Source organism: Streptomyces sp. NPDC002888, assembly GCF_042888465.1.
Classification (GTDB): domain Bacteria; phylum Actinomycetota; class Actinomycetes; order Streptomycetales; family Streptomycetaceae; genus Streptomyces.
This window is the reverse complement of record NZ_JBIAPU010000008.1, coordinates 12,417-25,719: the sequence shown is the minus strand read 5'-3', so window position 1 is coordinate 25,719 and position 13,303 is coordinate 12,417. Positions and strand designations below refer to the sequence as shown.

At 71.8% G+C, this 13,303-nt stretch carries 13 protein-coding genes; 3 read left to right on the top strand and 10 right to left on the bottom strand.

All coding sequences use genetic code 11. The features are described 5' to 3' along the window. The first annotated feature begins 3 nt into the window (after nt 1-3). Nucleotides 4-1,407 (top strand): FAD-dependent oxidoreductase, encoded by a 1,404-nt coding sequence (locus ACFYWX_RS15010; RefSeq protein ID WP_389424431.1) that lies wholly within the window; start codon nt 4-6, stop codon nt 1,405-1,407. Nucleotides 1,408-1,511: 104 nt separating this feature from the next. Here the strand turns inward: ACFYWX_RS15010 and ACFYWX_RS15005 are convergent, their stop codons facing one another. After that, the gene (locus ACFYWX_RS15005; RefSeq protein WP_389424430.1) at nt 1,512-1,811 is read right to left on the bottom strand and encodes a hypothetical protein; all 300 of its coding nucleotides are present in this window, start codon (nt 1,809-1,811) and stop codon (nt 1,512-1,514) included. 124 nt (nt 1,812-1,935) lie between these two features. On the opposite strand from ACFYWX_RS15005, the gene ACFYWX_RS15000 reads away from it, so the two are divergent. Together ACFYWX_RS15000 and ACFYWX_RS14995 are read left to right on the top strand one after the other, a co-directional pair. Beyond that, nucleotides 1,936-2,754, top strand: coding sequence for a rhomboid family intramembrane serine protease (locus ACFYWX_RS15000; protein ID WP_389424429.1), 819 nt, complete (start codon nt 1,936-1,938; stop codon nt 2,752-2,754). Between the two features lie 613 nt (nt 2,755-3,367). Further along, nucleotides 3,368-4,189 (top strand): LuxR C-terminal-related transcriptional regulator, encoded by an 822-nt coding sequence (locus ACFYWX_RS14995; protein ID WP_389424428.1) that lies wholly within the window; start codon nt 3,368-3,370, stop codon nt 4,187-4,189. 68 nt (nt 4,190-4,257) lie between these two features. Here the strand turns inward: ACFYWX_RS14995 and ACFYWX_RS14990 are convergent, their stop codons facing one another. The 9 genes from ACFYWX_RS14990 to ACFYWX_RS14950 form a co-directional block, all read right to left on the bottom strand. Further along, the gene (locus tag ACFYWX_RS14990; protein WP_389424427.1) at nt 4,258-4,905 is read right to left on the bottom strand and encodes an isochorismatase family protein; all 648 of its coding nucleotides are present in this window, start codon (nt 4,903-4,905) and stop codon (nt 4,258-4,260) included. Nucleotides 4,906-4,937: 32 nt separating this feature from the next. Then, nucleotides 4,938-5,762 carry a 2,3-dihydro-2,3-dihydroxybenzoate dehydrogenase gene (locus ACFYWX_RS14985; RefSeq protein ID WP_389424426.1) on the bottom strand — a complete coding sequence of 275 codons (825 nt, stop codon included), beginning with the start codon at nt 5,760-5,762 and terminating at the stop codon, nt 4,938-4,940. 37 nt (nt 5,763-5,799) lie between these two features. Next, nucleotides 5,800-6,987 (bottom strand): FAD-dependent monooxygenase, encoded by a 1,188-nt coding sequence (locus tag ACFYWX_RS14980; RefSeq protein ID WP_389424425.1) that lies wholly within the window; start codon nt 6,985-6,987, stop codon nt 5,800-5,802. Nucleotides 6,988-7,044: 57 nt separating this feature from the next. After that, nucleotides 7,045-8,361: an AMP-binding protein gene (locus ACFYWX_RS14975; protein WP_389424424.1), complete on the bottom strand. Its 1,317-nt coding sequence runs from the start codon at nt 8,359-8,361 to the stop codon at nt 7,045-7,047. Then, nucleotides 8,324-9,139 (bottom strand): amidohydrolase family protein, encoded by an 816-nt coding sequence (locus tag ACFYWX_RS14970; RefSeq protein ID WP_389424423.1) that lies wholly within the window; start codon nt 9,137-9,139, stop codon nt 8,324-8,326. Before ACFYWX_RS14970 ends, ACFYWX_RS14975 begins: the two co-directional genes overlap by 38 nt. Next, on the bottom strand, nt 9,136-10,242 hold the full coding sequence (locus ACFYWX_RS14965) for a 3-dehydroquinate synthase II family protein (RefSeq protein WP_389424422.1): 1,107 nt from the start codon (nt 10,240-10,242) through the stop codon (nt 9,136-9,138). Before ACFYWX_RS14965 ends, ACFYWX_RS14970 begins: the two co-directional genes overlap by 4 nt. Before the next feature lie 54 nt (nt 10,243-10,296). Next, a complete protein-coding gene (locus ACFYWX_RS14960) occupies nt 10,297-11,127 on the bottom strand; it encodes a 2-amino-3,7-dideoxy-D-threo-hept-6-ulosonate synthase (RefSeq protein WP_389424421.1) in 831 nt (276 codons plus the stop codon). Between the two features lie 24 nt (nt 11,128-11,151). Then, entirely contained in the window at nt 11,152-12,399 is a 1,248-nt protein-coding gene (locus tag ACFYWX_RS14955) for an aspartate kinase (RefSeq protein ID WP_389424420.1), read from the bottom strand. Nucleotides 12,400-12,525: 126 nt separating this feature from the next. Next, nucleotides 12,526-13,248, bottom strand: coding sequence for a DsbA family protein (locus ACFYWX_RS14950; protein ID WP_389424419.1), 723 nt, complete (start codon nt 13,246-13,248; stop codon nt 12,526-12,528). Between the last annotated feature and the right edge of the window lie 55 nt (nt 13,249-13,303).

The following is a 13,303-nucleotide window of genomic DNA, read 5'->3' as shown; positions in this document are numbered from 1 at the left end:
CGCATGAGCATGAGTCGTGTGAACCGTGTGGACGCCGGGGTGGAACGACTGGTCGTGATCGGCGGCGACGCCGCGGGCATGTCCGCGGCGTCGCAGGCCCGCCGCATGAAGGGGCCCGACGAGCTGGAGATCGTGGCCTTCGAACGCGGCCACTTCTCCTCGTTCTCCGCCTGCGGCATCCCGTACTGGGTGGGCGGCGACGTCACCGAGCGGGACCGGCTGATCGCCCGCACCCCCGAGGAGCACCGGGCACGCGACATCGACCTGCGCATGCGTACGGAGGTCGTGGAGATCGACGTGGCCGGGCGGCGGGTACGCGCGCGTGACGTCGATTCCGGGGCCGAGTCCTGGACGTCGTACGACAAGCTGGTCATCGCGACGGGCGCCCGCCCGATCCGGCCGGACCTGCCGGGCATGGACGCGGACGGTGTGCACGGGGTGCAGACCCTCGACGACGGCCAGGCGCTGATCGACACGCTGGCACGCGCGCGTGGCCGACGGGCGGTCGTCGTGGGCGCGGGCTACATCGGCGTGGAGATGGCCGAGGCTCTGATCAACCGCGGCTACGAGGTGACGGTCGTCAACCGGGGCAGCGAGCCGATGTCCACCCTCGACCCGGACATGGGCCGCCTCGTCCACGAGGCCATGGAGGGCCTGGGCATCACCATGGTCGACGACTCCGCGGTCACCAAGCTGCTCACCGGCGAGGACGGCCGGGTGCGCGCGGTGGCCACCGAGGACGCCGAGTACCCGGCCGACGTCGTGGTGCTCGGCATCGGCGTCCACCCCGAGACCACGCTCGCCAAGGCCGCGGGCCTGCCGCTCGGCACGCACGGCGGGCTCCTCACCGACCTGTCGATGCGGGTACGGGGCCATGAGGACATCTGGGCGGGCGGCGACTGCGTCGAGGTCCTCGACCTGGTCTCCGGCCAGCAGCGCCACATCCCCCTCGGCACGCACGCCAACAAGCACGGCCAGGTCATCGGCACCAACGTCGGCGGCGGCTACGCCACCTTCCCCGGCGTCGTGGGCACCGCCGTGAGCAAGGTCTGCGACCTCGAGATCGCCCGCACCGGCCTGCGCGAGAAGGACGCCCGCCGGGCCGGCCTCCAGTTCGAAGCAGTCACCATCCAGTCCACCAGCCGTGCCGGCTACTACCCCGGCGCCTCCCCCATGACGGTCAAGATGCTCGCCGAGCGCAGGACCGGCCGCCTCCTCGGCGTCCAGATCGTCGGCCGCGAGGGCGCGGGCAAACGCGTGGACATCGCCGCGGTGGCCCTGACAGCAGGCATGACGGTGGAGCAGATGACAGCCCTGGACCTGGGCTACGCCCCACCGTTCTCCCCGGTATGGGACCCGGTCCTGGTAGCAGCAAGAAAGGCGTCCGCAAAGGTGCGTGCCATGTAAGCGGGCGGCCGGGCAGCTGACCTGAAGGGGCGCGGGACTGTGACATTGTGCGGCTCCGCCGCGTGGGCGCGACAAGCCACAGCCAACCCGCACCCCGCACCGGATTAAGCCGTCCCAGTGAGCCTCGGCAAAGAAGTCACCGACGGACTACTGGTGGCAGCCGGCGCGGCAGCAGGCTGCTCCGCCCCCGTCCCCGGCCGCGCATGAGCCGCAGCCGGCCGAGCCGACCTCAGCCGGTGACTGACTGCCTCATCCAACGTCACCGGCCGCTGCATCTGCGAAGCAAGCCGCCCCGCCTCCTGGCCGAGCCGCGCGACGTCCTCCCACGGCAGCCGCACCACGAGGGAGATCTCCGCCTCACCGTCCGGCAGAGCGTGCATCGGAGGAGTAACTCGGTCGTTCATCGCCTGTCCTCACGTCGTCCCCGCGACACGCCTTCCCCGCGTCGCAGGCGGTTGCCGACTCATACGCGCGTCCGGACGGCGGTGTTCACCGGTTCGGCCCCCGTATCCCGGGCACAAGTTCCTTGTGGTCATCCCCGTCCATGACGTGAACCCGGTGCGGCGCACCCCGTTGGTGACGTACGCGCTGATCGCCGCGAACGTGTTGGTCTTCCTGACCATGCCCGGCCTCGCCGGTTCCGCGGCCGGCGACAGCAGCCTGGCCCAGCTGTGTCATCTCCAGGCGTTCCTGGACCACTACGCGGCGGTGCCGCAGGAGCTGATCCACCATCAGCTGCCGAGGGTGGTGCCCACGGGCGAGGTGGGGGTCGGCTCACAGGGCCCCGGCTGCGTGGTCGGCGCTCCGGACTACGACAAGTCCCCGGCCCTGAGCGTCCTGACGGCGATGTTCCTGCACGGCGGCTGGCTGCACCTGCTGGGCAACATGCTGTTCCTGCTGATCTTCGGCAACAACATCGAGGACCGCATGGGGCACGTCCGCTTCGCGCTGTTCTACGCCGTCTGCGGCTACGCGGCGACGTACGGCTTCGCGCTCTTCAACGACGACTCGACGGCCCCGCTGATCGGCGCGTCCGGGGCGATCGCCGGGGTGCTGGGCGCCTACCTCGTGCTGTACCCGAAGGCCAGGGTGTGGGTCCTGGTGCCCTTCCTGATCTTCCTGCCGCTGCGGCTGCCGGCCTGGCTGGTGCTGGGCTTCTGGTTCGTGCTCCAGGCCGTGTACTCCTCCGGCGAGGGCGTCTCCGCCGCCGGCACCGTGGCGTACGCGGCGCACATCGTCGGCTTCCTGGCGGGCATGCTGCTCGCCTGGCCGCTGCGCCCGGGCACTCCCCCGCCGCCGGAGCCGCGCGGCCTGCTGTTCGGCAGGCGGGCCCGGCCGGGCTGGTGAATTTGCATAAATCCATCCGCCGGTCGCACGTTTACCCCGCGTGAAAGGGCTTGCTCGCCCTTCCTGAGGATTGACACGGAGAGACCGCGCCCGCGTACCATATATGACAGCAGGACACAACGGGGGTAAAATGAATTCGCAACTGTCAAGCTGGTCGCGTTTACATGGGCGCGAGCGCGAATTGGCGCGCATCACATCGACGATTGCATCAACCACAAGTGCTCCCTCGCGCGGGGGGCGCTGCGCCGTCGTCATCATCGGAGCGGAGGGCGTCGGCAAGACCCACTTGTTGCGAGAAACCGTGAGCACGGCCCAGCGCATGGGGTTCCACCTGGGATCTTCGATCGACGGCAGGAGCCTGTCGGACGGCACGGGATGCCCGCTCAAAGCGGCTGGTTTACGCGATCTTCTCACGGACGGCACTTCGAAAAACGCCTCCGCTTCCTGGCGGCTGATGGCGGTGGACGACGCTCATCATGCCGCACGCGAGCGGCTTGAATTCATTATGAATTCAGCGAGGAGCAGCCGGATTCAACGTATTGTCTGGGTGTTCGCGGGGCGGCCGGGGTCGGATGGGAAAACAGCTGACTGGCTGTGCGCGAATTCATCCGGATTGGACGCGCACACCACGATAGAGCTCGACCGGATCGGGCAGGACGCGGCGCACGACATGGTCGCCGACCTGGTCGGCGCACCGCCCGGCGCCGAGCTGACCGCGCTGGTCTCCCGCGCCAGGGGCAACCCCCTGCTGATCAGGGAGCTGATCACCGGTCTGCGCGAGGAGGGGCGGCTGCGCGCGGCCGGGGGGCAGGCCTGTCTGTCGGACGCGGCCCGGGGCGTGCCCCGACGGGTGGAGGCCCTGGTGCGCAACCGGCTCAGTCGGCTCTCCGCGCCCTGCCGGCAGTTGCTCCAGGTCGCCGCCCTGGTGGACGACGGTTCGGGGCTGTGCCCGTCGCGGCTGGCGGCCGCCCTGCGGGAGAGCACGGTCGCCATCCTGCCGGTACTCGAAGAGGCCGTCGCCGCCTGCCTGTTGGTCGCCGGCGACGACGAACTGGCCTTCCAGAGCTCCCTCGTCCGCGATGTCGTCGAGCAGACGGTGCCCGAGTCGGTCCGCTCCGCCGTGCTCGAAGAGGTGGCTCGTACGCCCGTCGCGGCGTCCGTCCCGCCGGACAAGGCCGAACCGGACCAGGACCAGTCCGGCTGGGGCGGTCTCAGCGGTGTCGAGCGCACCATCGCCCTCCTGGTGAGCGACGGACTGACGAACCGGCAGATCGCCACCCGGGTCTTCCTGTCGCCGCACACCATCAACTACTACCTGCGGCGGATCTTCCGGAAGCTGGGCATCGCCTCCCGGGTGGAGCTGGCCACGCTGGCCAGTGAGCAGCGCACCGCCCCGGACGGTGCCGGCCGCAGCCGGACGGCCGGACCGATCTGAGGGGAGGCACCCGCCACCCGGCACGAGCCGACCGGCGTCATCCGCCGGCCGGCTCGTGTCGCCCCGGTTCAGTCCGGCCGCCCCAGGAGGGCGGCGACCACGGCACCGGTGGAGAGGGTCACCGCGCACTTCCCGGCCGCCCAGTCCAGCGCCATCAGATGGTCCTCCAGACTGAAGTCGGCGACCGCGTCGGCCACCATGAACGGCTGCACGTCCCGGGTGAAGGCGTCGCAGGCGGTCATGAGGCAGCCGATGTGCGCGTAGATCCCGCAGACCACGAGCTGGTCACGGCCGCGCGCGGTCATCACCTCGTGCAACTCGGTCCGGGCGAAGGCGCTGTAGCGCCATTTCGTCAGCACGATGTCGTCCGGCCCCGGCGCGAGCGGCGCGACGATGCGCCGCCGCTCGGGGTCGGCGTCCATCCCCGGGCCCCAGAAATCCCGCAGGAGCCCCCGCTCCAGCGGTGTCATGCCGCCCGGCTGCGCCGTGTAGGCCACGGGGACCCCCTGCTCGGCCGCTGCCCGGCGCAACGCGTCGATGTTCCGCACCACGTCGGCCATCGGCGCCTGCCCCGCCGGGAAGAAGTCCACGAAGTACTGCTGCATGTCGTGGACGAGCAGCACCGCGCGGTCCGGGTCGACCCGCCAGCCGGTCCGGTTGACCGGCAGGTCCCCCTCGGCGGGCAGCGGGTACGGGCTGATCGTGGGTATCGCCATCTCTGGTCTCCTCTCCTGCGCCGCTGCCGCCGTCAGGCCCCGAGCGCCGCTCCGCCGTCGACGCACAGGTCGTGCATGGTGATGTGTCCGGCCCGGTCCGAGGCCAGGAAGACGACCGCCTCGGCGATGTCCCAGGGTGTGGCCAGCTTGCGCAGCGGGATACCCACCCGGTACTCGCCCGCGGAGCCGTCCAGGGTGGCCCGTACGCTCGACTCGTCCGTCCACATGGCGCGCAGCATGGGCGTCTCGGTGGACCCGGGCGACACCACGTTGCAGCGGATGCCGTGACCGGCCAGTTCCAGGCCGAGGCACTTGGTGAACGAGGCCGTGGCGGCCTTGGACGCCCCGTAGGCGGCCATCCGGGCCCGGGGCACGGACCCGGCGTTGGAGCCGACGGTGACGACACAGCCCCGGCCGCGCGGCACCATGCGGCGGGCCACCGCCCGCGACGTGTAGAAGACGCCCTGGGTGTTCACCTCGAACACCGTCGACCAGTCCTCGTCGGTCAGGTCGACCACCGCGCCCAGACGCAGCACACCGGCCACGTTGACCAGGATGTCGACCGGCCCGAGTTCCTCCTCGACGCGATGGACGGTGTCCTCCACCGCTGCGCTGTCCCGTACGTCGGTGGCGAAGGCGCTCGCGTCGAAGCCGTCGTCGCGCAGCCGTGCGACGGTCTTCACCAGTGCCTCGTCGTGCCGGTCCAGGGCCGCGATCCGCGCGCCACGCTCGGCGAGCGCCCTGGCGACGGCCTCGCCGATGCCCTGCGCGGCACCGGTGACCAGGGCCACCCTGCCGTCGATTCCGATGTCCTCCGCGACCGCGTCGCGGCTCCCCCTGACTGCTGTACCGGGCATACCCGGATCCCCCGTTTCTCCGTACTTGTCGTGCACTTCAGAGCGCGGCGAGCTCGGCGTCGTAGCCGTAGAGCCACTGCTGGCTGCTCAGGTCCGCGCCGTCCGCCAGGTCCTCGTCCCGGCGGCGCTGGTGGTCGCCCTCGGCGACGTGCAGGTTCCGGACGTTCGCCCGTGACCTGCGTTGGATCTCCTCGGTCCGCGGCCGGCGCAGCTCCTGGTACCTGCGCAGGGCGCCCGCGACGCCGTCGCTGCCGGTCCGGCGCAGGCAGGCCGCCAGCACCACGGCGTCCTCGATCGCCTGGTTGGCGCCCTGCGCCAGGAACGGCAGCATCGGATGGGCCGCGTCCCCGAGCAGGGTGATGCGTGCGGTGCTCCACCGCGGGACGGCGTCCCGGTCGTACAGCGACCACTGGCCCACCGAGTCGGCCGCGGCGAGCAGCGCCCGGACCTGCGGGTGCCAGCCGTGGTACGCGGCCAGCACGTCGGCGGCCCTCCCCCGCGCCGACCAGGACTCGGCGTGGCCGCCGTCGGCCGGTGCCGGGGTGGTGGCGCCGAAGCTGATCCGGCGTCCGCGGGAGACCGGGTAGGCCACGCAGTGCTGTCCGGGCCCGAGCCAGAGCTGCACCCGGGGGTCCGCGGCCAGGAAGGGCACCCGTTCGGCGGGGACCAGGCCCCGGTAGATCGTCTGGCCGGAGAACCTGGGCGCGTCGCCGACCAGCCGTTGCCGGATCACCGAGCGGATGCCGTCGGCGCCGACCACCACGTCGGCGGTGAAGACGCGGCCGTCCGCGAACTCCAGTTCCACGTCCTCGGCCCGTTCGGTCACCCGGACGCAGCGCAGTCCGAGGCGGAGGATTCCCTGCGGAAGCAGTTCCAGCAGGCCTCCGTGGAGGTCCGCCCGGTGCACGGTGTAGTACGGGGCCCCGAAGCGCTGCTCGCACTCGGCGCCGAGCGGTGTGCGCATGATGGTCCGCCCGTCGTCCCAGCGGCTCATCCGGATGGCGCGCGGCCGCACCCCCACCGCCGCCAGGTGGCCCCCCAGGCCGAGGCGGTTCAGCAACCGGGCGGCGTTCGGGGCGACCTGGACGCCGGCCCCGACCTCGGAGAGCAGGGAAGCCTGCTCGAACACCTCGCAGCGCACTCCGGCTCGGGAGAGCGCCGCCGCCAGGGTCAGGCCGGCGATCCCGGCGCCCACCACGGCTATCCGCGGTTCGTTCGTCCTCATGAGAAGTCCTCGAAGTCTTCGGCGTCCTCGCGCTGGGCCGGTGGGTCAACAGGTGGGTCAGTAGTAGAGAAGGGCCTTGTCCCAGTCCTCGTCCGCGCCGAAGAGACTGCGCGGCTTGACGACGTCGTGCACCGCGGTGAGGGCCCGGTGCGGGACGAGGGTGCCCTCGTCGAGAGCGGTGACCTCGCAGGGGATCCCGTAGGCGTCCCCCACCGCCCGGGTCAGTTCCGCGCAGGCCGCGGCCCGCGCGTCCCCCCGCACCTCCATCTGGATCCGCAGCAGTCCGGCGTCGGCCCTGGCCCGCCAGAACATCACCCCGTGGGCGGCGGGAAGGCCGAAGACCAGCTCCTCGATCCTGTTCTGGGTGACCTTTTGGCCGGCCACCGGGTATCCGAAGGCCGCCCGGCCCAGCACCCGGGCGGTGGGCAGCTTCCAACCGCAGGGGCAGTCGTCGTACGACACCTCGACGTCGTCCTCGAGGTTGTACCGCAGCAGCGGCATGGCCTCCCGGAACAGCGGGGTGACGACGAGCTGCCCGGCGCCGTCGCGCGTGACCTTGCCCGTGTCCGGGTCGTACACCTCGAACAGGGCCCGGTCGGCCCACAGGTGGAGCCTTCCCTCGGGGCACTCGCCGGCCAGGCTGCCGGTCTCGGTGGAGCCGTACTCCTCCACCACGGGCACCCCCCAGATCTCGCTGATCCGGCGTCGGCGGGCGGCACTGAGCGGTTCCCCGCCGACGAACAGGGCCCGCAGCGCCGGGAAGTCGACGGCCGGGTCCCAGCCGGCCGCCTTCGCGGCCGCAGCCCACAGCAGGGTCTCGGTGGGCATGGACCAGGTGAGCGTGACGCCGAGGTCGTGCAGTACCCGGATGACCCGTGAGTACGGCATCGCGAGCGAGCGGTTGTCCCCGGGCACCACGGTGGCGCCCCGCAGCCGGGCCGCGGCGTGCGCGAGGTGCCCGGTGATCATCAGCGCGTAGGGCGTGCGCACCAGGAAGGTGTCCGCCGCCGAGATGCCGACCCACTTGCGGGCGTACCGCTCCGCCAGGTCGATCCAGTCCTGCTCGGTGTAGTACGAGGGGGTCGGGCTGCCCGCGGTGCCGCTGGACTCGTGGTAGGTCGCCAGTCGCTCGCGGTCCACGGCCAGCATGCCGAACGGGTAGTTGTCGCGCAGGTCCTGCTTGGTGGTCAGGGGCAGCGACGACAGGTCGTCGCGGTCCGCCGGAGCAGCCGCCTGGGCGAACCTGGCCCGGTAGAACGGCGACCGGGCCGCCCAGGTCAGGGTCTGCCGGAGCTGGGCGTCCTGCACGTCGGCCAGCTGGTCCAGGTCCTCCCAGTCACCGAGCTGCGGCAGCCGGCTGATGGTCTGCGTCATGGTTGTTGCTCCCCCCTAGAAGTCGTACGGCGTTGTCCCAGGCGATGCGGCGCCACTGCCCGGCGGGCAGGTCGAGTGCCGCGTACTTGGCGAGTTCGGCGTCGGGGTGCTGGAGCGGGAACTCCGTCCCGAACAGCACCCGGTCCGCGCCGAGCCGCTCGATCGCCGCGCGCAGCACGGTGGTGTAGCCGCCGGACGTCTCGAGCAGGACGTTCGCGACGGGCGCGATGACTTCGACGCCGTAGTAGTCGATGTTTCCGACGCCGCTGTGGCCCAGTACGAAGGTGACGTCCGGGAAGCGGCGGGCCAGGTCCGCCAGGTCGGCGACGGCGCTGCCGGCGCGTTCCAGGCAGACCGTGTAGACCGGGTGCCCGAACTCACCGGCGACGGCGACGAGTTCGGCGATGCGTGGGTCGGTGAGGTCCACTCCGTGCACGGCGGGCGAGATCTCCAGACCGCGGAACTCCGCCGCCCGCGCCCGGTAGTGCGAGGCGTCCCGGTGCGGGTTGGCGAACCAGAACGGGATCAGCCGCCCCCTGGACGCCCCGGCCGCGCGCAGCAGCGCGTCGTTGTCGGCGTCGGTCTCGACGTGGCCGCCGAGGACGAGCTGGCGGGAGAGCCGCATCAACTCGATGACACCGCCGGCGCAGACCACGGCCCGCTCGATCCGGGACGCGTCCAGGACCTCGATGAGCCGTTCGGCTGCTCCCGGCCGCGGCACCAGTCGGGCGTGGAAGTCGAACACGGGGTGCGGGCTCGCCCCGCCGTGGCCGCTCACTGTTCCCGGCAGAACTCGTCGATGGGGTAGCCGACATGCCGGTCCTCGACGGGGAGGTAGCCGAGGACGGTGTCCCCGGGCTTGAGCTCCGTGCTGTTGAGCACGGCGCCGCCGGGGCCGAGCACCCGTACGTGCCAGTCGTCCTGAAGGATCAGGTTGACCGTCCTGCCGTCGGGCGCGACGGCGTCGACGGAGATCAGCGGACGGGTCTCGATCTTCACGCGGCCGACGGTGGCCACCCGGGTCTGTCCCTTGACGTCCACGGCCAGGACCTTGCTGCCCGCCCTGAGCTCGCTCAGGTAGTTGGTGCGTCCGTTCTTGGACATCGTGTACGACATGATCGCCCCGGCGTTGACCCGGAACGGCCTGGTGGGCATGTAGGGCAGCGGGTGGGTCTCGCTGACGCAGAGGATCATGCCCTTGGAGTGGGAGCCGACCAGGATGCCCTCGTCCTCGCGGAAGTAGGTGCAGGTGTCCACGCAGGCCCGCTCCCCCATGCCGACGTGACTGGTCCCGGTGACCCGCAGCTCGACCAGTTCGAGGGGGGCGGGCCTGTCCTCGGCGGCCGTCCTGAGCGCGGTGGCGTCCCCGACCGAGCGCGGCGCGAGCATCACGCCGTCCGAGCCGTGCTCCAGCACGCCGAAGATGATCTCGGCCTCCTCCACGTCCCCGGCGATGGTGACGATGTTGCCCTCCGCCCGGGCGGCGGCGGCGATCACTATCTCCAGCGGGATCTTGGTGGGGTCGCGGAACAGCAGGACGCTCCACCGCTCGGTACGGGCCGCCTCGCAGGCCGCTTCCAGGGTCTCGGCGTCGACGATCTCGACGAACCGGCCGAACTCGGTGCCGGGGTGACGCGCGCTCAGCTCGGCGGTGCTGCCGTGCAGCGCGGTGTCGACGACGACGATGTCGGCCGCTCCGAAGTCGCCGGGCAGGTCGCCGCCCTGGGGCAGGAGGACCTTGCGCACGGTGGGCGGCAGTCCCTCCAGCTGCGCCGGGTCGGCGGCCACGATCCCGTCGATGCGCTGGTGCACGGCCTCCTCGACGACGGCCTCACGCAGACCGGCGGCGGTGGACCGGACGTCCAGCCAGCAGAGCTTCATGGTGTTCTCCCTGTTCTCTTCGCTGTGGTGTGGGTGGGGTGCCTGGTGTGGCGTTCAGAGCGCGGCGATCTCCAGCGAATCCAGCCGGTGGGCCGTCGCCGGGGCGAGCGCGCTGTCGCCGTGGATGAGTTCGGACACCCGTCGGGCCAGGCCGCCCGGGTCGTCCGCCTCGAAGATGTTGCGGCCCATGGCGACACCCGCGGCGCCGCCCCGCAGGGCCTCGTCGACGTGGGCGAGCACGTCGGCGGTGCCGGCCCGGCGGGGACCGCCGGCGACGATGAGCGGCACGGGGCAGTCCCGGGTGACGGCGGCCATCTCGTCGGCCGAGCCGAGGAAGACCGTCTTGACGATGTCGGCGCCCAGGTCGGCCGCCAGGGTGACCGCGTGGGCGACCAGTTCGGGCCGGCGCGGGTTGTCGATCCGCGGGCCTCGCGGATACACCATGGCCAGCAGCGGCATGTTCCAGCGGTCGCAGGCGTCGGCGGTCCTGGCCAGGTCGGCGATCTGCCGGGCCTCGTCGAGGGAGCCGAGGTTCACGTGCACGCTCACCGCGTCGGCGCCGAGCCGCAGTGCCTCCTCGACACTGGCCACCAGGTACTTGGCGTCCGGGTCGGGGGCGTGCACCGTGCTCGCGCTGAGGTGGACGATCAGCGACGTGGCGGCGAACCAGCGTGGTTCGACGTAGCGGAGGCTGCCCTTGTGCAGCACCACCGCGTCCACGCCGTTGCCGGCGAGGCGTCCGATGAGTTGGTTGACGCGACGGCCGCCGGTGACCGGGCCGTCGGTGACCGAGTGGTCGAGGGGTACGACGAAGAGCCGTTGGTCGCTGTGCCGGAAGAGCCGGCCCAGCCGCACCTGGCGGGCGAACGATCCGTTGACCTGCACCGGGTGCTCCTTCCGTGGTGAGGATCAGACGTGGGTCATGGAGTCGGCGGCGAGCCGCTCGCCGTCGAGTTCGAACTCCTTGTGCAGCAGGAGCACGGCGTCCTGTGCGCGGTGTCCGGGCACGGTGACCGAGGTGCGCAGCTGGGAGGTGGAGACCCAGCTGGTGGCGATCCCGGCGTCGGCGAGGGCGGAGAGCATCTGCGCGGTGTACTGCGGGCGGTTGAGCAGGCCGGTGCCGATCAGGGAGACCTTGGCGACCTCCTCGTCGAGCCGGACCGTTCCGCCCGCCGCGGAGACCACCTGGTGCAGGTCGGCGGCGACGCGCGCCACGTCACTGCGGCGCATGGTGAAGCCCATCCGGAACTCGTCCTCGTAGGGGCCCGACCGGGCCACGAGGTCGACGGGGGCGTGGTGCCGGGCGAAGACGTCGAGCACGGCGACCGCGGGGTCCTGCGGGGTGCGGTCGCAGCGGATCAGCACCCTGGTGACGTCGAGATCGTGGGCGACGGCGAGGACGCCGCATGACTCCAGCATGGGTGAACCACTTCCTTTCGGGATGACCGTTTCGGGACCGTCGTGGAACGAGCTGCGCACCCGCACCTCGATGGCCCGGGCGGCGGCGAGCTCCACCGCCCGCGAGTGCAGGACCGTGGCGCCGGCGAAGGCCATCTCGACCATCACGTCGATGGCGACCTCCGGCAGGGGCCGCGCGGTCGGGACGATGCGGGGGTCGGCGCTGTAGACGCCGTCCACGTCGGTGTAGATCTCGCAGGCGGGCGCGCCGAGGGCGGCGGCCAGGGCGACGGCGGTGGTGTCCGAGCCGCCCCGGCCGAGGGTGAGCACGTCGCCGTCGGCGTCGGTGCCCTGGAAGCCCGCGACCACCACGACCTGTCCCCGCTCCAGCAGCCGGCGGATGCGGTCGGTGGCCACCTCGGCGATGCGGCCCTCCCCCGCGGGGCCGATCGCCGAGATGCCGGCCTGGCCGCCGGTGAGGGACACCGCGGGTACGCCCAGTGCCGTCAGGGCCAGGGCCAGCAGTGCGGCCGAGGCGCTCTCCCCGGTGGCGAGCAGTTGGTCGATCTCGCGGCCCGCGGCGCTCCCGCCGACGTCGGCCGCCTTGCGCAGCAGTTCGTCGGTGGTGCCGCCCTGCGCGGACACCACCACGACGGTGGGCCGGTCCCGGCACACCTCGGCCAGGGACCGCGCGACGTCACGGACCCGGTCGGTGTCGGCCACCGACGTGCCCCCGTACTTGCGAACCAGAATGTGCATCTGCTTTTCCTCGACTGGAATGTCAGCGCGAAAATGCCAACGCGGAAATGTCAAAGGGAAACGGTCGACGGGAATGGCTGCGACAGCCGTGGCGAGGCGGTGTGCGCATTCCCGTGCGCGGACGGGTCAGCGGTCGAGCAGGTCCAGCAGGTCGTCCGCCCACTTCGGGTCGTAGGCGTCGAGCCGCGGGAAGCCGGACGGGGGTGCCGCCGTCCAGTGGTAGGTCGCGCCGGGGTTGTGCACGGCGAAGCCGCCGGCCGCGAAGAGGTGGGGGCTGCCCTGGACCTCGGGTCCCTCGGCGACCTTCCACTGCCGGTAGACCTCGGCTCGTCCGTCCCCTCGGGCGAGCGCCGCCGCGAGCTGCTCCGTGTCCACGTGCGCGCACTGCTCGGCGACGTCGAGGATCACCGCGTGGATGCTGACGCACCGGCCTTCCACGTAGAACGCCCTGCGCAGCGCCTCGTCCAGCTCGTCGGAGGCGATGAGTCCTCCGACGTCGGGGGACTTGGCGGCCTGGACGGCCTCCATCGGCGGCAGCATGGTGACCGGGTAGTGCGAGTCCGGTCCGGGCCACAGCCGCCAGCCGAGTTCGGGGCGGTGTCCGGCGATGGTGACGATCTCGGCGTCGAGGATGCCCTTGGGTGTGGGCATCCGGTTGAACAGCTCCAGCGGGAAGGCCCGGTGGTCGATCGTCACGCGTCGCCCGCGTTCCCGGGCACGCTCCCGCAGGGTGTGCAGCGCCAGGGTCGCCCACGGGCAGCCCAGGTCCGACCACACCGTCACCGTCCGCCCGTCCGCGTTCAGCAGGGCGTCCGTCCCCGTGTCCGTTCCGGTCCCTCCGGAATCCATGAACTCCATTGCTGTTTCCCCCCGTTGGTGTACTGCGCGCGTGGTGCCCTTCCTG

Bases quoted from the DNA above. Each gene is read 5' to 3' on its own strand.
- ACFYWX_RS14980 (WP_389424425.1), bottom strand. From the start codon at position 6,987: ATGAGGACGAACGAACCGCGGATAGCCGTGGTGGGCGCCGGGATCGCC.
- ACFYWX_RS14950 (WP_389424419.1), bottom strand. From the start codon at position 13,248: ATGGATTCCGGAGGGACCGGAACGGACACGGGGACGGACGCCCTGCTG.
- ACFYWX_RS14975 (WP_389424424.1), bottom strand. From the start codon at position 8,361: ATGACGCAGACCATCAGCCGGCTGCCGCAGCTCGGTGACTGGGAGGAC.
- ACFYWX_RS14990 (WP_389424427.1), bottom strand. From the start codon at position 4,905: ATGGCGATACCCACGATCAGCCCGTACCCGCTGCCCGCCGAGGGGGAC.
- ACFYWX_RS14985 (WP_389424426.1), bottom strand. From the start codon at position 5,762: ATGCCCGGTACAGCAGTCAGGGGGAGCCGCGACGCGGTCGCGGAGGAC.
- ACFYWX_RS14955 (WP_389424420.1), bottom strand. From the start codon at position 12,399: ATGCACATTCTGGTTCGCAAGTACGGGGGCACGTCGGTGGCCGACACC.
- ACFYWX_RS14965 (WP_389424422.1), bottom strand. From the start codon at position 10,242: ATGAAGCTCTGCTGGCTGGACGTCCGGTCCACCGCCGCCGGTCTGCGT.
- ACFYWX_RS15010 (WP_389424431.1), top strand. From the start codon at position 4: ATGAGCATGAGTCGTGTGAACCGTGTGGACGCCGGGGTGGAACGACTG.
- ACFYWX_RS15005 (WP_389424430.1), bottom strand. From the start codon at position 1,811: ATGAACGACCGAGTTACTCCTCCGATGCACGCTCTGCCGGACGGTGAG.